Source organism: Pseudomonas sp. NFACC45 (assembly GCF_900113505.1).
Lineage (GTDB): Bacteria > Pseudomonadota > Gammaproteobacteria > Pseudomonadales > Pseudomonadaceae > Aquipseudomonas > Aquipseudomonas tehranensis.
In genome coordinates, this window is the sequence record NZ_FOPO01000006.1 from 397,451 (window position 1) to 420,589 (window position 23,139).

The following is a 23,139-nucleotide window of genomic DNA, read 5'->3' on the forward strand; positions in this document are numbered from 1 at the left end:
TCGCGTTGCTCGTCAGCTCCTACGGGAGCAGCCTCATGATTTTTGCGGCTCGCGAATCTTGTACCAGGCCACATACAGCGCCGGTAGGAACAACAACGTCAGCAGGGTGGCGATAATGATCCCGCCAATCATCGCGTAAGCCATCGGCCCCCAGAACACTTCCCGAGCAATCGGGATCATCCCCAGACTCGCGGCCGCCGCGGTGAGCAGGATCGGCCGACGCCGGTGTTCGGTGGCTTGCACCACCGCATCCCAAGGCTCGTACCCGTCACGTTCATATTCATCGATCTGGGTCACCAGGATCACCGAGTTGCGGATGATGATGCCGATCAGCGCGAGGATCCCGAGAATCGCCACAAAGCCCATGGGCGTGCCCGTCGGCACCAGCGCCAGCACCACACCGATCAACCCGAGGGGCGCGACGCTGGCCACCAGGAACATCTTCTGCACGCTGTGGAGCTGGATCATCAGGAAGGTCGCCATCAAAAACAGCATCAGCGGCACGACGCTGGCGATCGGTCCTTGGGCTTTGCTGCTTTCTTCCACCGTGCCCCCGGTGGCGACCTTGTAGCCCGCCGGCAGGCCGGCAGCGAATTTATCGATGGCCGGTTGCAGTTGCTTCACCAGATCGGTGGGCTGGATTTCATCGCGCACAGCGGCCTTGATAGTAATGGTGGGCTTGCGGTCGCGACGCCACACCAGGGGTTGTTCCAGTTCATAGCGCACCGTGGCAAACGCCAGCAGCGGAATGGAGGTGCCGCTCGGCGTGACGATCTGCAAATTCTGCAAGGTTTCCGGCGAGCCGCGCTCGGCGTCTTCGGCACGCCCGACCACGTTGATCAGGTAAATATCGTCATTGACCTGGGTCACCGGCGAACCGCTGACGATGCTGTTCATCAACCTGGCCACGTCTTCCGAAGACAAGCCCAATTGCCGCGCCCGGTCTTGGGCAATGTCGATGCGCAGCACCTTGCCCGGCTCGTTCCAGTCGTAAATGATTTCGCCGATGTGGGTGTTCTTGTCCAGTTCGCTGGCAAGCTCAATGGCGTGCTTGCGCACCTGATCGATGTCCTTGCCGCTGACCCGGTACTGGATCGGCCGCCCCACCGGCGGGCCCATTTCCAGGGCTTGCACATAGCTGCCAATGCCGACGAAGTCCTCGCGCAGACGCTTTTGCAGGCGTTCGGTGAGGGCCGTGCGCGACTCCAGGCCCTTGCTGACGATCACCAGCTGCGCGTAGTACGGATTCTGCAACTGCTGGTCCAGCGGCAGGTAGAAACGAATCGCACCCTCACCGATGTAGGTGCTCCAGCGCTCGATGTCCGGGTCGCCCTTGAGCGTCGCCTCCAGGCGATCGACCGCCTTGCGGGTCTCGTCCATCGAAGCGTTCTGCGACAGGTTCAGGTCCACCAGGATTTCCGGGCGGTCCGAAGACGGGAAGAACTGGTTCTGCACAAAACGCATGCAAAACACCGCCAACACAAACAGCAGCGCGGTGATGCCGATGGCCCACCAGCGATTGCGCATCGCCCACAGCAAGCCGCCATTGAACGCTCGACCGATCCGCCCCGGCTCGGCGCTGTGGGGCTTCACATTGGTACTGAGGATATGCACGCCGATCACCGGCGCGAACAGCACCGCGACGATCCAAGACACCAGCATTGCCACGGCAATCACCGCAAACAGGGTAAAGGTGTACTCGCCGGCGGAGCTGGCGTTCAGGCCGATCGGCACGAACCCGGCCACGGTCACCAGGGTCCCGGTGAGCATCGGGAACGCTGTTGAGGTGTAGGCGAAGGTCGCGGCCTGCTCCTTGGTTTCACCTTTCTCCAGGCGCGTGACCATCATTTCCACGGTGATCATCGCGTCGTCCACCAGCAGGCCGAGGGCGATGATCAGCGCACCGAGGGAAATCCGCTGCATGGTAATGCCGCTGTATTCCATGAACACAAAGACCATCGCCAATACCAGCGGAATCGAGCAGGCCACCACCAGCCCGGCTCGTAAGCCAAGGCTGATAAAGCTGACCACCAACACGATAATCACCGCCTCGAACAACGCGCTGGTGAAACCGCCGACCGCTTCCTCCACCACTTCCGCCTGGTCCGACACGGTATGCACGTCGACGCCCACTGGCAGATCGGCGGTCAGTTCGCTCATGCGCGCGTGCAGTGCCTTGCCGAATTCCTGGATGTTGCCGCCCTTCTTCATCGCAATAGCCAGGCCGATGGCCGGCGTGCCATTGAAGCGAAACATCGGGGTCGCGGGGTCGACATAACCGCGACGGATGTCAGCGATGTCGGCCAGTCGATAAAAACGATCATTGAGCCGCAGATTGACGTTGGCCAGGTCCTTTTCCGACTGGAACTGCCCGGAGGTGCGTACGGAAATCCGCTCTGGCCCGGCGTCGATCACCCCGGCAGGGGTCACGGCGTTCTGCGATTGCAGGCTTTGCACCACCTGGCGCTGATCGATGCCCAGCGCGGCGAGCTTGCGGGTCGAAAAATTCAGGTACAGGACTTCATCCTGCTCACCCACCATCTCGACCTTGCCCAGGCCGGGCACCTCACGGATCTCGGCGCGCACTTGTTCCACATAATCGCGCAACTGACGCATCGAAAGTCCGTCGCCGGTGAAGGCATAGACTGACCCGTACACATCGCCGAATTCATCGTTGAATCCCGGGCCCTGCAGGCCTTGGGGGAAGTCACCACGGATGTCGTCGATTTTCTTGCGAACCTGGTACCAGATTTCGGGGATTTCCTCGGCGCCGGTGGTATCGCGCAGGTACACGAACACCGTCGACTCCCCTGGCCGGGTGTAGCTCTTGACGTAGTCGAGGGAGTCGAGCTCTTCGAGTTTTTTCTCGATGCGGTCGGTGACCTGCTTGAGGGTTTCCTCCTGGGTCGCGCCGGGCCAACGGGTCTGGATGACCATGGTCTTGATGGTGAACGAGGGGTCTTCTTCGCGCCCCAGGTTCATGTACGAAAACACCCCCATCAACAGGGCGACGAACATTAAGTACCAGACAAACGACTGATGCCGCAGGGCCCATTCGGATAAGTTGAAAGGCCCTTTCATCGTGCGTCCTCGTCGAGTTTCACTTTCTGCCCCGGCTGGAGGCTGTTCACACCGGCGCTGACCACACGGTCGCCGGGCTTGATGCCATTGGCCACCAGCACCGAGTCGGTGGAGCGGCTGAGAATCCTCACCTCACGGGGGGAAACGGTCTGACTCTGCGGATCGACAAGCCAGATCCGCGTGATGCCATCGACCTCTTGCAACGCACTGCGTGGCAGCTCGATGCGCGGCTCGATGGTTGAGCTCAGGGTCACGCTGATGGCCGTGCCCAGGCGAAAGCCTGGCGGTGTGTCGCCCAGGGTCAGGCGTGCGCGGCGCGTGCGAGTCGCACTTTGGGCCTGGGGTTCGATCTCGCGCACGGTGGCGGTCGTGCGGATGCTCGGGTCCAGTTCCCCGGCAACCTCGAACACAACATCGGCGGGCAGACGCTCCGCCAGGCCGGCCGGCAGGTCGATCACCGCCTCCTTGATGTCCGGGCGAGCCAGGGTCACCACTTGCTGGCCGGCCGTGACCACCTGCCCGGCCTCGGCATTCCAGGCCGTGACGACTGCATCGTGGTCGGTGTGCAACTGGCTGTAGTTGAGCTGGTCGCGCGCCTGCTCCACCGAGGCACGGGCCTGTTCCAGGGAAGCGGCGGTGGTTTTCAGATCAGTCTGGGCGATGTCCAATTGCGCCTGGGCACCGACACCACGGTCGAACAACTGCTGCTGGCGACGGGCATTAGCCTGGGCATTGATGTACTGCGCCTCGATCCGCGCCAGGTCGCCTTGGGCGGCGCGCAACTGGTTCTGTTGATCGGTCGGGTCAAGGGTAGCGAGCAAATCGCCCTTCTTCACTTCGGCGCCGACATCGACGTTGCGGCTGGCGATCCGTCCCGGCACGCGGAACCCCACATTGGTCTCGTAACGGGCCTGGATACTGCCCGCGAAGCGCCCAAGGGCTTGCTGGTCGAGCGCGCGAACCTCGATGGACAACACCGGGCGCACCGGCTCAGGTGGCGGCTCTTCCTTCGAGCACGCTGCCAGTAGCAAGGCGGACGAGACCATCCATAAACGCTTCATGGCTGGACTCCCGTCGGGGACTTCTCATGGGTATTTTCGGCGATCTCTACGCGCACGCCGGGATGCAGCAATTGCCCACCCGCGATGACCACTTTCTCGCCACCCTTGAGCCCGTCGCTGATGATGACCTTACCGGTGAGATACCGGCCGACGGTGACATTGTGCAACTGCGCCTTGCCGGCATCGTCCACCAGCCACACCGCCGGATCGTGAAGGTTCTTGGTCAGCGCCGACCAGGGCAGTTCCACGGCGGTCTTGCCGGCAGACTTGGCGGTGGCACTGACCACCGACCCAAGGCGCATGCCTTCGGGTAGATCGTCGAGGGTCACCTTGACCTGTACGGTGCCGGTTTCGGCGGAAACCGCCGGGGTGATCTCGCGCACCGTACCGGTGGTCTTGATGGCCGGGTTGTCCAGCAGGCTAATGACGATGGCGGGGTCCGAGGGTGGTTCACGCAACAGTGACTCGTAGATATTGAACACGGCGTCGCGCTCCCCGTCCTGGGCCAGGCTGAAGATCGGTTCCGTGGCCTGTACCACCTGGCCGACCTCCGCCTGCCGTGCCGTGATGATGCCCGGGGCCTCGGCGACCAGCGCGGTATAGCTCAGTTGTTCGCGGGCGTTGGCCAACTGGGCTTGGGCAGCGGTCAGCGCACTCTGACTGCTGCGCAGTTGCGCCTGGGCGGTGTCATATTCGCTCTGGCTGGTATAACCCTTGGGCAAGAGTTTTTGCTGGCGCACGAACGCCGCCGCACTCTGCTTGACCCGCGCCTGTTCGGCGGCCACCTGAGCCTGGGCGGAGTCGACACGCGTCTGCAGATCCTGGGGGTCGAGCCGGGCGAGCACCTGTCGCGCCGAAACCCGGTCACCGACATCCACCTTGCGCTCGACGATCTTGCCGGCCACGCGGAACGACAGATCGGTCTGCACCCGGGCCTGGACGTCACCGGTGAGGGTCACCGACGCCGCGTATTCAGTGGGCACGGCTGCCTGCACGAAAACCCGCGGCAGGGCCTTTTCCTCGGGCGTTTCATCACCACATCCGGCCAGCAACGCACACAAGCCAAGGCCAACCAAAACTTTGCTTCGAGGACCAGCCATGCAGACTCCTTTGCGTTGTACGGACGTACCAGTGACGATACGACTGTGAGCTTAGAACAGGGTTCAACGGATGCACAGGATCACAATGGATGCGCCAATCAGGCAGACTGACGCTTTCCCTGTAGGCGCTGAGGAGCGAAGCGAGGCTGCGATCTGTCCTTGATACCGCTTGAGTTTCAAGCCGAAGGTCAAAAGATCGCAGCCTCGCTCCGCTCGACAGCTCCTACACCTCCAGGCAGCAGGAAAAATTTGCCCATGCTCAAGACACTGGCGGTGGCCAATTACCGCTCGATCAACAAACTGGTGATCCCCCTGGGCCGGCTGAACCTGATCACCGGCCCCAACGGCAGTGGTAAATCCAATCTGTATCGCGCCCTGCGCCTGTTGGCGGAGACGGCCCAGGGTGGCGTGGTCAACGCGCTGGCCCGTGAAGGCGGGCTGGACTCGACCTTCTGGGCCGGCCCGGAAGTGATCAGCCGGCGCATGCGCAACGGCGAGGTGCCCATCGGAGCTACGGTGCGGCTCAGCACGAAACGTCTGCGCCTGGGTTTTGCCGGGGAAGATTTCAGCTATTCGATTTCCCTCGGCCTGCCGGAACCGAGTTTGTCCGCGTTTTCGCTGGACCCTGAAATCAAGCGCGAATGCATCTGGGCCGGCCCGGTGTTTCGTCCCGCCAGCCTGCTGGTGGATCGCAACGGGCCCATGATCCGTGCCTGGGATGGCCGCGCATGGGACGTCCTGGCTCAGCACACCCCCACCTTTGACAGTTTGTTCGATCAGGTCGGCAGCCTGCGCACCTCGCCGGAGGTGCTGCAGATGCGCGAGTTCATTCGTCGCTGGCGCTTCTACGATCACTTTCGCAGCGACGCCGACGCCCCGGCGCGCCAGCCGCAACTGGGCACCCGCACGCCGGTGCTGCACCACGACGGACGTGACCTGGCCGCGGCCCTGCAAACCATTCTGGAAATCGGCGACGATCAAGCCTTGCATTCGTCCATCAGCGACGCATTCCCCGGTGCCCGGCTGCATATCGAGAAACTGCAAGGCGGGCGTTTTGGCATCGAGTTTCACCAGCATGGCTTGTTGCGCCCGCTGTCGGCCGCCGAACTGTCAGACGGGACCCTGCGCTATTTGCTGCTGATAGCCGCACTGCTCACTCCACGCCCTCCTTCGCTGATGGTGCTCAACGAACCGGAAACCAGCCTGCACCCGGACCTGTTGCCGGCCCTGGCGCGGTTGATCATCCGGGCTTCAGAGAATTGCCAGGTCTGGGTGGTTTCCCACGCCCGACGTTTGATCACCGCCTTGCAGCAAGACGGCGATTGCAATTGCATCGTGCTGGAGAAAGATCTGGGCCAGACCGGAATCGTTGGCCAGGGAATACTGGATGCGCCGGCATGGAGCTGGCCGGATTGATCGACGGTATTTGCAGGGGTCAAGTAAGAAGGCTATTTTTCCACTGGCTGTAGGACAGGTCTATTTCTCGACGGACCTCTCCAAGGAACCGCAGCTTATGGCCAGACTGTCTGGCCCCATCACAAGGAAGATCACCATGGCTGACGTGAAAGCCCCGCAACACCTCGACCCACGCGACATCGTCAAACTGCTCGTGGCCCTGCGCCGCGCATTGAAAAAACCGCCTGCATAGCTGCGTCGATGACGGCGGGTTCTGAGCGTCGGCACAAAAAAACGCCGACGCTGGCAAAGCCGTCGGCGTTGAAACTTCAAATCCTTGCTGTCGATCAGAACGCCGGCAGTACCGCGCCGCTGTATTTCTTCTCGATGAATGCCTTCACTTCCGGGCTGGTCAGGGCCTTGGCCAGTTTCTGCATGGCCGGGCTGTCCTTGTTGTCCGGGCGGGCCACCAGGAAGTTCACATACGGCGAATCTGAACCTTCGATGACCAGCGCATCCTTGGCCGGGTTAAGACCCGCTTCCAAGGCGTAGTTGGTGTTGATCATGTCCAGGTCGACCTGATCCAGCACACGCGGCAGCATGGCCGACTCCAGCTCCTTGAACTTGAAGTTGTGTGGGTTCTTGGCGATGTCCTTGGGGGTCGCCAGGGCGTTTTTCGGGTCCTTGAGCTCGATCAGGCCAGCCTTCTGCAACAGGATCAGGGCACGACCACTGTTGCTGCCTTCGTTGGGAATGGCGATGGTCGCGCCGTCCTTGAGTTCGGCCAGGCTTTTGACTTTCTTCGAGTAACCACCGAACGGTTCCACATGCACGCCGATCACGGTCACCAGATCAGTGCCTTTGCCTTCGTTGAAGCTCTTGAGGTACGGCAGGGTCTGGAAATAGTTGGCGTCCAGACGCTTCTGATCCACCTGTACGTTGGGTTGAACGTAGTCGGTAAACACCTTGATCTGCAGGTCCACGCCTTCTTTGGCCAGGGCCGGCTTGATCAGCTCAAGGATTTCAGCGTGGGGCACCGGGGTGGCCGCCACGACCAGTTTCTCCGCCGCCTGGGCCAGCCCCGTGGTCAGGGCTGCTGCCAAAGCGGTGAATAACAGAACCTTTTTCATGCAGTGTCCTTATCGAAGATCACCGTCGTCATGGACCACGGTCAAAAAATGGAAGTGCCAGCGAAGTGCTATCGCTGGCGTGGTACGGAAGATACCGATATTTTTTATACCTCAACAATATTTTTTTACGAGCCACATATAACGATTATTTATATGTGAGAAACCTTGAGGACACCCTTCATGCGAATCGGATATCCGAGCTTCGCTCCCGGATATCACCGTAGATATCCTCAGGTGCCTCGCCCCGTTGAGGGCTACTGGAGCTTTCCCCCGTCAGTCCCAGAAACGCTTGGGCCTTTTCAATGTACTTGTCCCTATCGACGGTGTAGATGGCGCCCTTGATCGGGTAGTGGGCATAGCTGACCACATCCTTGGCAGTCAGCACATCTCGCAGATCATTTTGCACAGCAATGAGGTTGCGTCGTCCGCCGCCTCGGACCAAAGGGCTCGCAGCCTTGGCGTAGCCACCGATGCGTGTCCCGCGCAAGGCGTTGCTGCGGCCCAGCGTCACGGCGTCACCGAGCGACTCGACCGTATTGCGCAGGGCGACTGATGTCCCTCTGCCCAGCAGTTTTCCTGTCAGGGAGGCCCCGCCGGACACGGCGCCCAAGGCCAGGCTGGCGTAGCTCAGCACCTGGGTGGCGACAGCGTCCGGAGCCGCCTCTTCCAGCACGATCGACGCGATCGACGCCGCACCCGACACCACCTCCAGCGTCAACGCCGTTGCGGCCGAAAACGAGATGCCGACCAAGGGTGCGGAGGCGCCCAGAGTCGCCAGGGTGAACGCAACGGATGCGATGGCGAAAGCAGCGGTAATGCCAATCTTGATCCAGCCCCAGGTCGAGATATGGCCGGTGGGATCGCTCAGGTTGATCGGGTCGCCGAGACAATAGGCATAGGGATTGAGACCACCGCCATCGAAAGGGCTCCAGCTGTCTGGCCGGTGAAATCGCATCAGTACCGGATCGTAGGCCCGATAGCCGTTGCCCAGCAGATAGCAGCCGGTCACTGGATCCTGCGGCTCGCCGCCGAGACCGAACAGACTGCCCAATCCGTCTGCCGCCGCGCGTTGCCCATAAGGCGAATAGGCATGCTGCGGGCTGTCGCCGCCGGACAGTGCCTGCAAGACGTTACCGCAGCCGTCGGTTCTGAATAGCACCGTCTCCTGGCCGTGGGACAACGCCAGCAACTGCCGCTCTTCGTGCAGGAGGCTGCGACTGTCCTCCCCGGTGACTTCGCTGCTCAACTGCTCGGCGCGGTAGAAGCGCCGACACGGCTTCTGCCCTGCCCGTTCAACGGCATGAAGCCGGTCAGAGGCATCGTACCGATAACGCGCCAATATCGACCTGGCGTCAGCCGAAGCCACACTCTCCAGGCGCCCCAGTTCGTCGTAGATCAACTGACGTCCATAGGCATCGTTGAGCAGATTGCCGTCGTCGTCGTAGCGGAAAGTCGACTGGGCGGATGCATAGTCGGGATGACTGTGGCTGACGCCGCTCAGTTGCGTTTTATCCGCCAGGTCATATCGATACGTTGCCGTGTTCTCGCCGCCTGCGAAATGCGTGACGACCTGGCAGATGTTATCCAGACCGTCATAGGTAAAGTCCTGCGAGAGGATAACTTTACCCTGGGCGTCCACTGGCGCCTGCTGGCCTTGACAGGCGTAACGCGTCAACCGCCCCCGCAGGTCATAGGCAAACGTCTCGTCACGCAAGACCCCGTTGGCCTTGAGCGTACGCTGGCTGAGCCTGTCGCCCGGGCCGAACGACTGGGCCACCTCGACGACGTCATTTCCCTGGGAGGAACGCCGAAGGATTTCGCGACCAAAGTCGTCGTAGTCCAGATCGGTGACCAACGAAAGGCCCGATCGAGGATCGCTGACGGTGATGCGCTTGACCTGCTCCTGGGCATCGTACGAGTACGTGGCCGTGATGCGCTCCTGAGCGGGGATGGCGGCAGGACCTTGGGTGATGCCCGTCAGGCGTCCCGTCTGATCATAAACGCAGGTGCGAACCGTGCCACTGACGTCCGTGTAGCCAATCGGCTTGCCCATCAGCGAATAGGTTTGCCCACTGTCGAAGCGGTCGAGCGCCGTCACCCACGACTCCCGGCTGAGACGGCCGGAAGGGCCGTACTCCATGCGCTGTTGCACCAGCGCGTTGGCCGACTCTTGGAGCAAACCTGTGTGAGGGTCGAATCGATGGCTGGCAGCGACGGACGCCTGGCTGCCGGAGCGGCTGATGACGCCATCCTTGAGCAACGGATCAAGGGTGAACTGCAAGGTTTTTCCAGCAGCGGTGCTCTTTTGCGCAGCGTTCCTGCTGGAACCCTCGTACACCATCCGCTCGGTACGACCACCCGCCTGGTTAGTGGTAATGCGCATCAGCCCGTCGTAGGTACGAGTTCCCACTACATAGCCATTGACACTGATCTGAGTGGGATAGTCTCCCTGGCTCTGGGCGGCGTATTTCTTCTCGACCAAGGTAGCGTCGGGCAATGTGGTATTCAGCACACGGCCGGCCAGATCGTAGGTGTAGCAGGTCACCGCACCGTCGGCGGCTGTTTGCTGGATGCACCGTCCCAGGCCATCGTATTCGTAAAGGGTTACCTCTCGCACAACGTCGGAACGGTCCACGCGCTCGACCCGCGATGGTTTCTCCAGGGCGTTGATGAATGTCCGAGTCTTGCCGCCGCCCTCCTTCCACTCGGTACGCGTGCGCGCCACAGGATCGATTTCGTCATGAGCAACCTCATGCCCGCGGCGAATGGTGCGGTTCTGATGCCCCCACTCGTCATATTCATAGTGGGTTTCCAGGGTTTTCGGCTCGCCGTCGAACCAGTCGGTCTGTTCATCCGACTGCAGGCGTCCGAGGCCGTCATATCGGGCTTCGTAGATCACCCGCAGGGGCGCGCCGGGCATGTCGACGTCCTGCTTCTCGACCTTCACGGTACGACCCAGTCCATCGCTGCGGGTCACGGTCAGGGCGCCGCGAGCATCCTTGACGGTGACGCTGACCAAACCATCATTGGAGGCGTCACTCACCTGATAGGTGAACTGACGCGACGCTGAGCGGCCCGTGTCAGGCATCACCGTTTCACGGGTCAGTTGCCCCAATGAGTCGTATTCCAGGCTGACGGTATTGCCCCCGCACTCGCCGGTCTTGACCAGCCACCCGCACACGTCATGCCACTCCTGCCTCAAGTGGCTCAGCCCTTCGGCGCGGAAGGTCTGGTCGGTGCGAACGTTATCGTCTTCACGCCGGTACGCATAATGATGATTACGGCGCACGCCCCCCACGGTTTCGACCTTGCTTTGCAGCCGTCCATGAAAGGCGTCCTTGACGTTGTTCACGTACTTCAATCGACACGTCACACGGGGCTCGGCGACCCCCTCCTCGCAGAGTGTCTCGCTGGCGAGCCGGACACAGCGCTGGCCCGCGAGCAGCGAAGGCAATTCGCTGTAGGTGTAGCGAACCACGGTGGTCGGCGCGGTGGCGAACTCGGCCGAGGCGATAATCGACTTCTGCTTCAGAAAACAAGGCACGCCTATGGGGCTGGCGGGGCAATCCGCGCTCCCTTGAGCCGGAAAATACTCATAGACTTCCCGTACACCACCCGGGCTGGTTTTTTCCAGCAGATTGCCATGTTCGTCATAAGAGGTATGGGTGGTCTCGACCCGACTTTTTACGCGAGTTGCGCGAGTATCGAAGAAGCTGTCGCGCACGACACGCTGCATCTGGAACTGCGGAGGCTGATCCCTGAAAGCCCGATTGGGCACATCGTAGTATTCGATTTCCCGCAACTGCATCTTGCTGCCACTGATCGTCCTCTGGGAAATCATCGAGTGGAAGCGATTGTAGGTGCGTATGACTCGGGAAGACTCACGCGGACCGTTTGTACCCGCGACCATTTGAACCTGAGTGCAGGAGTATTGGTAGTTGCCACTGACGTCATACAGCACATCACGCTCGGCAGACCAGCGTACCCCCGCACCATGCCCTAGAAAGTTGCTGACGGAATATTCATACCGGGTAATGATCGCTGGTTGGCCCCCGCCAGGCGCCATGATGGATTGAGACACAACAGGCAGGTAAGGCACCGGTGCCCCGGCGGGGAGCCTATGACCCTCGGCCTGGTACCGGAGTGTCTGCCGGGCTCCGCTTGGCTGGCTGACGTCGGTCATCAGCAGAAAATCATTGATGCGCCGATAATCAAAAGACCACATCAACTCATTATTTTCGGCCGTGACCAGAATGATGCGCTGGAGTAGTTCATTGTTGAGCGCGAACCGGTATTGGAGTCTCTTTGAAGGCCTATCCGGCCACAAGGTAATGGTCGGTGGCCTTCCTCCGTTCTGGGCGTAGTCGATACTCAACAGGCGGTGGTGTTGGTGATAAACCTCCGTCAGCCGTCGCTGTCCGGAGATGAGCCTGTAGGCATAACGCGTTTGCTTGCCATTGGGGCAATACGCATGCGTCAGCAGCCACTCGTCAGCCGTTGCAGAGGGGCGCGAGAGTATTTCGGTCCGCCCATCGATGTGCTCAATGACAAGTTCATCGCCTTGCACCGTAACGTTCAGGTTATCGAGCTTTTTATCCCTGAAAGTGGCCTGACCTTCGCTGACCAGAAGCTGATAGGTCACGCCATTCGACAGCGTCAGCTTGCGTCGGCTTTGCTCATAGCTGCAGGTGCGCAGGGACCAGCCGGTGCCTAAACCCATGTTTTGATTATTGAAAGAATCATATGAAAGGGTAAGCGGTACCTTCGGCCCGTCGGCTGCGTCAGTGGGCGCTGCATCCAGCGCCACGCTGCAACTATAACTGCCGGTACGAGGATCAACACCCGAAAGGATGAAACTATCAAACTTAAAGGCAGCCGAAGTTAACTGCTCTTTGAATGAAAATGAGCGACTCATCTATTCTTCCTTGAAAATGGTTTTTTATTTACCGGGCGACCCAGACCGCCAACGTCGCTTCAGTTATCCCGACGCGCAGCTGATGGAGATTTCCAAATACATCACGCATTTCCAGTGCAGCGCTGTTTCTATGATCTCGGACCCACACCGGCCCACCCTTTTTCCCGAATGCCAGAACGAATGCAACCGCGCCCTTTTCGCTTAAATTCTTTCCTACCGCATCCGGCCGCTCCCAACTCAAATACGCTGACGTTCGTATTGCGCGGCCAGCGCCATAGCCCACCACGTAATAACCCGAGTATCGGTTGTCCGAGCTTCCTATCTGAAGATGCGACCCCATATAGAAGTCCGTCACAAAATCGATCCGCTGCTGGTCAATGATCAACTCCAGGACAAAAGCCTCGACTTTCGCGATATCAGGCGATTGGCTGGAATAGTAGGCGGGGATGGCGCGAACAGAGTACTGCTCACTTCGGTAGACAGCGGGCGCCAGTGGAACCAATACCAGAGAGCCTAACTCGCTGGCCTTGGAAGATAGAAACTTTTTGCCATCGGCTCGCGTAATGCACACCTGTAAATCTATCGGTGTATCGGAGCTGGTAGTGACATAAAAATCTTTGGTGTAAACAAATTCACCCGGCGGCACCGAGCCTTTGATGGGCCCATTAGGAGGAAGCTGACGAAAACGGTTGGCCTCCTCGGTGTACCTCCAGTCATTGGTGGGGCCGCGGTACCGGTCTTTGGTCAATGCCAATCCGGTCAATGCATCAACCAGAACAATAGAGTCCAGCTCGGACTGGCTTATGGCGACACTGCCCCAGAGCCAGTCTTCGGCCTCGACAACCACTTTAACCTTCAATTGCTGATAACCGTTGCGGTATAACTGATTGCCGCCCGAGACTGAAAAAATTTTAAAGCTCTTCAGATCAGACCATGTCGCCACGCCAGGTTCATTATTATTAAGTTCCATTTTCCAAATCCTTAGTCCGTTACTTGATTGATGAGTGGCAGACTTTCAATTCGGCCACCACATTGCTTGCGCCATTTAATTAACCATCACCACGGCGCCACTAATCAAGATCAAAACCCAGACAAATTATTTGAATGACAACTTATAACTGGGCGCACAACCAAATATCGCTTAATTACGGGATTCGCGCGATAACAATACCGACAATGTAACGATCATCCGCTTTTAAATGATTCAGTAACATTATTAACGCAGGAATCAGCCCCCAGCGATCCATGTCTTTAATCGCTCAAGTTGTTGCCGGTCACCTTGCCTGATCAACTCAAGAACCATTCGTTCAATCACCGTTGCGGGTGCCGGTTGATCCACCGGTAAATTGAGATGTTCCGGCAATATTTGATCGCTGGTGCTCACCAGCAACGCAAAATGAATGATGTTCTCCAACTCTCGGGTATTGCCAGGCCAACTGTGCTGTTCAAGTGCACGCTGTGCCGCTTCGCTGATCAGCGGCACGGCCAGGCCAAGGCGCTGGCTGTAGATGCCTAGGAAGTATTCGGCCAGGGACAGGATATCGCCCACCCTTTCGCGCAAGGGCGGCAACTCGAGCCGGCCCTCACCCAGGTAGTGATACAACCGATCATGAAATTTCCCGGCGGCCACCGCCTGCGCCAGATCGATGCTGGTGGCCGCCACCAATCGCACGTCCACGGGGCTGGGCTGGTGGGCGCCGACGCGGATGACTTCGTGGTTCTCCAGGGCGGCCAGCAATTTAATCTGGATCGCCAGCGGCAGGTCGCCAATCTCATCCAGATACAGCGTGCCGCCATTGGCCGAGCCGAACCACCCGGCCCGGCTGCTGGCTGAACCACTGTGGCTGCCGGCGGCATAACCGAACAATTCGGCATCGGCATAGGTCGGGCTGATGGCGCCGCAATTGACCGACACAAACAAGCCACCGCGATTGCTCTCGCGATGGATGTGGCGGGCCAGCAGTTCCTTGCCGGTGCCGGTTTCACCGCGAATCAGCACCGAGACCGAGCGCGGTGCCAATGCTTCCAGTTCCTGGCGCAACTGCCGCGAACGTGGATCAACAAACACCAGCGCCTTGGCGCGGATGCTCAAGGGGCTTTTTTCCGCATCGGGAAAGGTCAGCAACGACTGACCAAAATGTTCATGTGAACTCATGACAGGACTCCCGCCCTGCACCGCCGGCAAGACGCGAGGGCACTGACAAAGGGTGATTCAGGCGTGACGCAGGGCGTGGTGCTCCATGCGGTTTTGCAGACGATAGAGATAGGCGAAGCCCTGCTCCCAACGTTGGTGACCGGACCTCACATTGATATGCCCGGCCCCGGCCAGGATCCCGGCCTCGGCTCCCCAGTGATGCGCCAGCTCCAGAGCCCGCGACGCACTCACCGCCTCGTCGTTATCGGAACTGACCACTTGGCTTGGGAACGGCAACAGCTCGCGGGGAATCGGCGCGAAATTGCGCAGCGCCGGCGCGCAGGTCGGGCGCTCGACATCCGCGGGCGCCACCAGCAATGCCCCGCGCACCCGTCGCAGCAGTTGCAGAGGCGCGGTGGCCGCCCAATGAGCCACCGTGATGCAACCCAGGCTATGGGCAATGAGGATCACCGGCCTGTTGTCGGCGGCAATGGCTTGGGCCAGCGCCGCAACCCAGTCTTCACGGCGGGGGGTCAACCAGTCAGCCTGTTCCACCCGGGCGCTATTGGGCAGGCTGTTCTGCCAATGGGTTTGCCAGTGGTTTTGCGGCGATCCTTGCCAGCCCGGCACCATCAGGTAGCGAATCGATTCGTTGCGCATGGTGGCTCTCCTGCGTGTCTGTTGCAGACGAGTATAGGGAGGCGAGCCATATTAATTAAGGAATAAGAAGATATGTATTAATACCAATAAAGAATAACAATCTTCCTCTGTGGGAGCGGGCTTGCTCGCGAAAGCGCTGGGCCAGTTGTCGGTGATGCTGGCTGATACGACGCATTCGCGAGCAAGCCCGCTCCCACACTCACTCGTCGCGCCCCTTGCGCAGCAACACATTCAACTGGTCCACCACTTCCGCCCAGTCCGCGTCCTCGAGGATTTCTTCACGCAGTAACTGCTGCTGGCTTGTGCTCCAGAAAAACGCGTCAGCCAAGTGCAGTTCAGGCTTGAGGGGTGAATGGGTCGTGATGAATTTGTCGATATCAATGGGGTCATCAGACAGGCCCAATTGTTTGAACAGCGCGGGCAGGCTGTGGATCGGGGATTCCATGCGGGACTCCTGAGCATAGGTCGGATGGCTGGGTTATTCCCCGCAGTCTAGCCTCTTGGTGACCGTCGGACTGATCAAAATTCAGTCAACCGTTGACTCGACTAGACTCTGGGTAACGTCTCGACGAATGCGTTGTGGAGGTCCAGTGAACATTCGCTGCTTGGTGGCCGCATTGCTGGCCATCAGCGGGCCGGCGTTCGCAGCCGATGGTTTCGCGCTGCTGGCCGCCAATCCGTTGGGTTTTTGGCTGATTGCCTTCGGCGTGGCCTTGCTGATCGCCGAAGCGGTCTTGCCCAATTACGGTGTTGTCGGGCTGGGCGGCATTATCTTGTGTGTCATCGGCGCAATCATCCTGACCGACGCCGATGTGCCTGTTCCGCTAATGATCGGCTTAAGCCTGGTCAGTGCTTTGCTGCTCGCGGTCCTGTTGGTCCGCGCATTGAAAACCCGACCGCGCCAACCCGTCAGCGGCGATGCCACGATACTGGGCAGCGTCACGGCGGTAACCGCATTGCAGGCTGGTAGCAATCATCAGGGCTGGGTCCAGCTGGAGGGCGAACGCTGGCAGGTGACAAGCGCAATGCCGCTGCGGCCTGGCCAGGCCGTGCGGGTCATTGCACGCAAGGGTTTGCTACTGGAAGTGGCCGCCGCTGATTCACAAGGAGCCTGAGATGGGTATGCAAATCGGTTTTACGATGCTGTTGTTGCTGTTGATAGCGCTGGCGGCTTCAACATTCCGGATCCTGCGCGAATACGAACGCGGGGTGGTTTTCCAGCTCGGCCGGTTCTGGCAGGTCAAGGGGCCGGGGCTGATCCTGCTGATTCCTGTGGTGCAGCAGATGATCCGCGTCGACTTGCGCACGATTGTCCTTGATGTACCGTCGCAGGACGTGATCACCCGCGACAACGTCTCGGTGAAGGTCAACGCGGTGTTGTACTTTCGCGTTCTCGATCCACAGAAGGCGATCATCCAGGTCGAAAACTTCCTCATGGCGACCAGCCAACTGGCCCAGACCACATTGCGCGCCGTCCTCGGCAAACATGACCTGGACCAATTACTGGCCGAGCGCGAGCAATTGAACAGCGACATCCAGCAAGTGCTGGACGCCCAGACCGACGCCTGGGGTATCAAGGTGGCAAACGTGGAGATCAAGCACGTGGACCTCAATGAATCGATGATCCGCGCCATCGCCCGGCAAGCCGAAGCCGAGCGGGAGCGGCGGGCCAAGGTGATCCACGCTGAAGGCGAGTTGCAAGCCTCGGAAAAACTCATGCAAGCCGCCGAAATGCTCGGTCGCCAGCCTGGCGCCATGCAACTGCGCTACATGCAGACGCTGGGTTCCATTGCCGGGGACAAGACCTCCACCATCGTTTTTCCGCTACCCATTGAATTGCTCAAGGGGATGGCGGAGTTATCGCCTAACAAGGCTTGATCCATGCGCGGGGCGTGGAATTTCACGATAAAGATCAAAAGATCGCAGCCTACGGCAGCTCCTACACCCACTTCTGTAGGAGCTGCCGAAGGCTCGGGCCGCGTTCGGACGATCTTTTGATCTTTTCCCCCGCCAAACCCTCGGACATTTCCTTCAATACGCAGCGTTGTTCATGAACTAGGCAGCGATTTCGAGCGCCGCTAACCTTAGCCCGTCATCGCAAAAACGGTGACACGGACGTGCAAGTCCGGCGGAGGACACAATTGTCGATGGCTATTCATCGGGCATTTTTTTATGCTCGCGAATCGTTATGGCAGCTGTGTATGGGAGATCTTCGGATCTGCCGGGTACTCCGACCGGTCTTGCACACCTATGCATAGCTGCCACCTCTCTCGACTGTGCAAGCGAAGCGGTGTTGGCTCCTGAAAATTTCGGAGTACAACTATGTTCAAGCCATCACCTAATCCGCCACAAAGCGGCCACAAATCCCGCGCCGAAGCGCTAGAAGACAAAAAGCTCGAAGACGCCGCCACCCGTGCCCTCGATTACTACCTCAAACCCCAACCCTCCCCACCGTCCGAACCTGACAAAAACCAACTCTTCATCGTCTCCCCCCACATCGACACCGAAACCCTGCTGGCCAACGCCTCCGAAGACCTGCTGTCCATCAGCACCATCGCCGCCGACCTGGCCGACGATGTCGATGACTCACGCCGCTGCGTAGCCCTGGCCATCAGCCGCATGGCCGACGGGGTGCATTTGTTGGTGGAGCGGGCGATGGATCGGCTTGAGGTTCAAGCGTCGGGCTGACAGGCCTGTGGCGAGTTGAAGAGGGCCATCGCGAGCAGGCTCGCTCCCACAAGAGATCTGTTGGCGAATGGAAAATTGCGCCCTGACACAAATCCAATTGTGGGAGCGGGCTTGCTCGCGAAGGCGTCGGCACATCCAACATCATCGCAAACTGACCCACCGCTTTCGCGAGCAAGCCCGCTCCCACATAAGAACTGCGTGACGGCAATATCTGCGACTTACCCCATCCCCCTGTGGGAGCGAGCCTGCTCGCGATGAGGGCAGCCCGGCACCGATGAACCAGGCTTAGATCAACCCTTTCTCATCATCATCGATCAACCGGCTCAACCCGCCCAAGGCTTCCCGGGCCTGGTTGCGGTCCATCAGCTTGGCTTGGGCCGCGGGCGGCAGGTCGGTGACGCGGATGACGCCTTTGCTGGTCAGCACCTGGATCAAGTCGTCCAGTACCCGGATCATTTCCAGGTCGCTCTGCTTGAGCTGCTTGAGGCTGTTTTCTACCGCTTGATTGGCGAACCAGTCCTGGATCTCGTGGCTGTCGGCCGGCAGGGTTTCGGTGGCCTCCGCATAAGCGGTGGCTTCCACGCGCACCAGCAGGCCTTGTGCATCGCGTTGCACATAAAACATCGGGCATCCCTCATGTATGAAGCGGCGTCATGCTGGGCAGCATAGGCCAACTGCGGGGAGTATGAACACAATTCCCGTGGCGAGGGAGCTTGCTCCCGCTGGGCCGGGCTGGCGCACCCGCGCGAAGCAGCCCCTGTTTAGGGGCTGCTGCGCAACCAGCGGGAGCAAGCTCCCTCGTCACGGTTTTGTGTCAGGTTCAGCTGTTGTTGTGATCGACCTTGATGGTCGGGTCACTGCCGGCGATCAACGAGTTCAGGTTCATGTTCGACCAGTTGTTGCCTTCGAGCTTGATCGTCACGTCCGGGGTGGCCGCTGCGGCATCGCCCGCGTTGAACTTGCCGGAGGTGCTGACCTGCAGGGACGACACGCCATCGACCGTGCTGATCTTCAGGAAGTTGTCGATGGTGCTGCCGGTTTCGCCCTGCAACAGATCCCGCAGGTCGATCCGGTCACCTTCGCCGGCCTTGAAGTCCTTGATGACGTCGTTGCCAGTGTCGCCAGACTTCCAGACAAAGGTGTCGCCACCCAAGCCGCCGATCAGGGTGTCATTACCTTTGCCGCCGATCAGCGTGTCGTTGCCTTTGCCGCCGAGCAGGATGTCATTGCCCTTGCCACCGTCGAGCAGGTCGTTGCCGCCCTGGCCGAAGATGATGTCATTGCCGGCACCGCCCAGCAGTGTGTCATTACCATCATTGGCACCGGACACATCGAACGCGCTGTAGTGCTCGGTGATGTATTGGTGCACGTTGCTGGTGGTGACTTTGCTGACTTCCACACCGTTCTGCTGGGCTACGAAGGCCTGAATGGACTGGTAGCCTTCGCCGGCGATGCCATTGAAGCTCACCAGGTCGCCGAACAGGATGTCGTTGCCGTCCGCCCCATTGACTGTGTCAGCGCCCGGCAGGGTCGCTTCGGTGTGCCCGATGATGGAGTCGGCCAGGTTCTTGGGATCAATGTTGGTCTGCGGCGTTTTGTCGGAGTCGTAGTCCTTCAGGTCGTCCAGCGTCACGCCTTTGTTCAGGCCGATGGCTTCCACGCCCGACACCGAGCTCAACAGGGCGAAAGCGCTCAGGGAGTTGCTGGTGGTGGTCGAGCTGGTGCTGCTGCCCGTGCCGTCGCGATACGACAGTTCATACGTGCCGTCGCCCTGGGCGCGCAGGGTGCCCAACTCTTCACTGTTCCAATAACCGCCCCAGGATTTTTTCCAGGTCAGCAGCGTGACATCGCCGGACGCGTTTACCTGGATGCGATGCGTGCTGTCCAGGTCGGCGCTGAACGTCTGGCCCAGCTTGTAGTTGGCTGTCGTGATCAGGCTGTCGAGCTTCACGTCGCCATACAAGGTCGGGTTCGTTTGCTCGCCGGACTGGTAGTAGGTCGGCTGGCCGTCGGTGATGAAGTACGTCAGGTTCGTCGCGCCGGTGTTGCTCAGGGCTTCGCTGCTCTTGAACCAGTTGGCCGTGGTCTTGAACACATCCTCGTAGTTGGTACCGCCGCCGGACACCATCGAATCCAGCACGCTTTTGAGCAGTACGAGTGCGTTCGGATCATTGAGGTTGACCGATACGGTTTTATTCACCTGGCTGTCGAAGTCTGCCAGGAAAATGTTCACCGTCCCGGAGTTGCCGCCCATGCTCTGCTTGAGGGTGTTGAACACTGACGTCAACGAGTCCTTGGCGGCTGTGACGGACGATGCGCTCATGCTGCCGGAGCTGTCGACCATGAAGGCGATGTTGTAGTTGACGCCTGGCACGACGGTCAGCCCGCCGATGTCGGCGACCACAATGTCGTTGCCGTCGGTGCCGGTGACGTTGTCACTGCCGGAGGTGGCCGTGGCGGAGTTGTAGACCGCCGGGTAAATCTTGACCGGAATCTGCGCCGTGGTGGTTGCCGACCCGCCGAGGGCCTCGGTGGACGTCGAGGTTACGGTCAGGTTGAACTGGCCGTTGTAGTAGGTCGGTGGCGTCAGGGTCAGGCTGCCCAGGTTCCAGCCGGTGACCGAGGCTTCGCCATTGCTGCCCACGGTGGCGGTGTGGCCGGCACCGTCGCTCAGCACGCTGCCTTCCGGGATCCCGCCGATTTTCACGCTCAGGCTTTCGGAACCGTCGGTATCGGTGAGCGCCGTGGTGATCTTCGACAGGTTCACACTGCCGCCTTCGGCGCCTTCGTTGAGCTTGAAGCCGTCGTAGTAGCCTTCGCCATTGGTGCCGTGCAGATCGGAAACGGTTACGCCCGCATTCACCAGATCAGCCACGCCGGTGTACAGCGGCACGCCGGCACTGCTCAGGTCGGTTGGCGTGCTGCCGTTGACCGACAGGTTCACGTCATAGCTGCCCGGGCCGGTCTGGTTGTGGTGGTAGATGTCCAGGGTGTAGTAGCCGCTGGTGGTCGGGGTGAACGAGCCATTGAGCTGGCCGCCCGCTCCCCAGGTGATGCCCGCGACATCCTTGCCACCGATGGTCACCAACAGGCTGTCATCGCCGGTGCCGCTGAAGGTGTAGGTCTTGCCAGCTTCGAGGAAAATCAGGCCCGAGGTTTTCGACGCGGTGCCCGGGTTCACGTTGCTGTCGGACTGCACATTGTTCACGGTGGTGCTGCTGTTGGGTGTCCCCGCCGCATCGATCACCGACTTGAGCGTGCCAGACGGTGCGCCGCTGCCATCGGTGCCCAGTCCCGACAGACCGGTCCAGACTTCCTTGACCAGGCCAGTGGAGGTCACCGCGTTGCCGGCCACGTTGAGGGTCGGTGCATCGGCGACCGGCGTGATGTCGATCTTCACGGTGCCGGTGGTGCCCAGTGCCTGGCCGTCGGTGGGCTGGAACTTGATCTGTGCGTAATCGGATTTCTGGTCGCCCACGCCGTTCGCGTTGCCGTTGGCACCGGATTCATTGGTATCCGGTGTGAAGCGCAGCTTGCCGGCGTCGATGTCGGTCTTGGTGAAGGTCTGGTTGTTGGCCACGTCCTTCCAAGTCGCACCGTCCAGATACTGCAACTTGCCGTCAGCAGGCAGTCCGGTGATTTTTATCCCAAGGCTGGATGCGGAGCTGTCCACATCGCTGACACCAAAGGTCGACCAGCCAAGAATCAGCGAGGTGTCTTCGGTACCGGTTACCGCGCCGCCAGTTGCGACCGGCGCATCGTTGACCCCGACCACGTTCACGGTGGTGGTGGCGGTGTTGGAGTAGCTCGTACCGTCGGTCACCGTCACGGTGATGATGCGCGGCACGGTGCTTGGGTCGTCGCTGCTGTTGGTGAAGCTGATGTTCTTGATTTGCTGCATGTAGTCGGCCAGCGTCGCATTGCCCGACAGGGTCAGGGTGACCGTGCCGTTGGTGCTGTTGGCGTTGATGCTGATGCCGTTGACGCTGTTACCCAGGTTCAGCGCGTCACCGGGCTGACGGTTGGTCAGCACGATGGTGGCGCCGGTCAACATTGTGCTGTCCGGGTCGGTGATTTTCAGGTCGGTGTCGCCGATGGACACGCCCGGGCCGGTGGTGCCTTCGGTGAAGGTCACCTGGTAATCGGCTCCAGTCTTGCCGCTGGAGTTGTTGGCATCCAGGTCCAGTACCGGCGGTGCATCGTTGTCGATGATCGAGGTGCTGACGCTGCCGTTGGTGCCGCTGACGGCCAGGTTTTCGAAGTTGCCGCCGGTGGCCGAGTCGATCTTGACCACGAAGTTTTCGGTACCTTCGGTGATCTTGTCGTCCAGCGTCGCCACGTTGAAAGTGGCGCTGGTGGCATTGGCCGGAATCTTCACGGTGTAGACGCCGGTGAAGTCCGTACCGTCGGCGGCAGTGCCGCTGTAGACGATCTTGAGCGTCACTTCGGTTTGCGCCGGGTTCGTCAGGCTCACGGTGTACGTGGCGGCCTGGCCTTCGGTGACCGAGGTGCTGCCGGTGATGCTGACGATGGTGTTATCGACGGTGTCGGTGACATCGGTCACTGCTGGCGTGGTGCTCGGGACGAGGTTCTCGAAGTTGCCACCGGTGGCATTGTCGATGCTGACTTCGACTTTGCCGGCGTCTTTGTAGACGTCATCGGTCGGTGCGTCGACAGTCACTGTGCCGGTGGTTTGCCCGGCAGCGATGTTGATTACGGCGCCGTTGCTCAGGGTGACGGTCACTGGCGAGCCGGCGGCATTGGTCAGGGTTGCGGTGTAGGTGATCTGACCGCCTTCGGCAACCGAGTCGGTAGCGCTCAGGCTCAGGCCAGTCGTGTCCTGCACGTCAGTGACAGTGGTGTCCGCCGGAGTGGCATCGATGTCGAGTTTTTCGTAGTTACCGCCTTGGGCGTCGTCGATTTTCACGCTCAGGTTATCGCCGCCGGCGAGGGCGTCGTTCTGGGTAACGAAGTT

At 60.2% G+C, this 23,139-nt stretch carries 14 protein-coding genes and 1 pseudogene; 4 read left to right on the forward strand and 11 right to left on the reverse strand.

Features of this window, described 5'->3' with window-relative positions:
- Nucleotides 1-33 precede the first annotated feature (33 nt).
- The 3 genes from BM132_RS14030 to BM132_RS14040 are packed head-to-tail and all read right to left on the reverse strand — an operon-like array spanning nt 34 to nt 5,242.
- A complete protein-coding gene (locus BM132_RS14030) occupies nt 34-3,081 on the reverse strand; it encodes an efflux RND transporter permease subunit (protein ID WP_092455993.1) in 3,048 nt (1,015 codons plus the stop codon).
- Nucleotides 3,078-4,142, reverse strand: a complete 1,065-nt coding sequence (locus BM132_RS14035; RefSeq protein ID WP_092401975.1) for an efflux RND transporter periplasmic adaptor subunit — start codon at nt 4,140-4,142, stop codon at nt 3,078-3,080. Before BM132_RS14035 ends, BM132_RS14030 begins: the two co-directional genes overlap by 4 nt.
- Nucleotides 4,139-5,242, reverse strand: a complete 1,104-nt coding sequence (locus BM132_RS14040) for an efflux RND transporter periplasmic adaptor subunit (RefSeq protein ID WP_092455996.1) — start codon at nt 5,240-5,242, stop codon at nt 4,139-4,141. Before BM132_RS14040 ends, BM132_RS14035 begins: the two co-directional genes overlap by 4 nt.
- A gap of 255 nt (nt 5,243-5,497) precedes the next feature.
- Here BM132_RS14040 and BM132_RS14045 point away from each other — a divergent pair, with 255 nt between their 5' ends.
- Nucleotides 5,498-6,658 carry an AAA family ATPase gene (locus tag BM132_RS14045; protein ID WP_092455999.1) on the forward strand — a complete coding sequence of 387 codons (1,161 nt, stop codon included), beginning with the start codon at nt 5,498-5,500 and terminating at the stop codon, nt 6,656-6,658.
- Nucleotides 6,659-6,984: 326 nt separating this feature from the next.
- On the opposite strand, the gene BM132_RS14050 is transcribed toward BM132_RS14045, so the two are convergent.
- From BM132_RS14050 to BM132_RS14075, 6 genes are all read right to left on the reverse strand, one after another.
- Nucleotides 6,985-7,767 (reverse strand): MetQ/NlpA family ABC transporter substrate-binding protein, encoded by a 783-nt coding sequence (locus BM132_RS14050; protein ID WP_092401966.1) that lies wholly within the window; start codon nt 7,765-7,767, stop codon nt 6,985-6,987.
- 178 nt (nt 7,768-7,945) lie between these two features.
- Complete coding sequence (locus BM132_RS14055) at nt 7,946-12,487, reverse strand: RHS repeat domain-containing protein (protein ID WP_256244260.1); 4,542 nt, start codon at nt 12,485-12,487, stop codon at nt 7,946-7,948.
- Nucleotides 12,488-12,710: 223 nt separating this feature from the next.
- Nucleotides 12,711-13,652, reverse strand: coding sequence for a hypothetical protein (locus BM132_RS14060; protein ID WP_092456005.1), 942 nt, complete (start codon nt 13,650-13,652; stop codon nt 12,711-12,713).
- 258 nt (nt 13,653-13,910) lie between these two features.
- Nucleotides 13,911-14,837: a sigma 54-interacting transcriptional regulator gene (locus BM132_RS14065; RefSeq protein WP_092456008.1), complete on the reverse strand. Its 927-nt coding sequence runs from the start codon at nt 14,835-14,837 to the stop codon at nt 13,911-13,913.
- 57 nt (nt 14,838-14,894) lie between these two features.
- Nucleotides 14,895-15,476, reverse strand: coding sequence for an alpha/beta hydrolase (locus tag BM132_RS14070; RefSeq protein WP_092456011.1), 582 nt, complete (start codon nt 15,474-15,476; stop codon nt 14,895-14,897).
- Between the two features lie 199 nt (nt 15,477-15,675).
- Nucleotides 15,676-15,921: a DUF2789 domain-containing protein gene (locus BM132_RS14075; RefSeq protein WP_092401954.1), complete on the reverse strand. Its 246-nt coding sequence runs from the start codon at nt 15,919-15,921 to the stop codon at nt 15,676-15,678.
- A gap of 145 nt (nt 15,922-16,066) precedes the next feature.
- Between BM132_RS14075 and BM132_RS14080 the strand changes: the two genes are divergently transcribed.
- The 3 genes from BM132_RS14080 to BM132_RS14090 all read left to right on the forward strand — a co-directional run bounded on the left by BM132_RS14080 (nt 16,067) and on the right by BM132_RS14090 (nt 18,164).
- The gene (locus BM132_RS14080; protein ID WP_092456014.1) at nt 16,067-16,591 is read left to right on the forward strand and encodes an NfeD family protein; all 525 of its coding nucleotides are present in this window, start codon (nt 16,067-16,069) and stop codon (nt 16,589-16,591) included.
- Between the two features lies 1 nt (nt 16,592).
- Entirely contained in the window at nt 16,593-17,354 is a 762-nt protein-coding gene (locus BM132_RS14085) for a slipin family protein (RefSeq protein ID WP_092456017.1), read from the forward strand.
- 444 nt (nt 17,355-17,798) lie between these two features.
- On the forward strand, nt 17,799-18,164 hold the full coding sequence (locus BM132_RS14090) for a DUF6124 family protein (RefSeq protein WP_092456020.1): 366 nt from the start codon (nt 17,799-17,801) through the stop codon (nt 18,162-18,164).
- A gap of 285 nt (nt 18,165-18,449) precedes the next feature.
- Here BM132_RS14090 and BM132_RS14100 read toward each other — a convergent pair whose 3' ends face one another.
- The gene (locus BM132_RS14100) at nt 18,450-18,788 is read right to left on the reverse strand and encodes a hypothetical protein (protein ID WP_047230543.1); all 339 of its coding nucleotides are present in this window, start codon (nt 18,786-18,788) and stop codon (nt 18,450-18,452) included.
- A gap of 196 nt (nt 18,789-18,984) precedes the next feature.
- Nucleotides 18,985-23,139 (reverse strand): annotated as a pseudogene (locus BM132_RS14105) (LapA family giant adhesin); the annotation flags it as partial.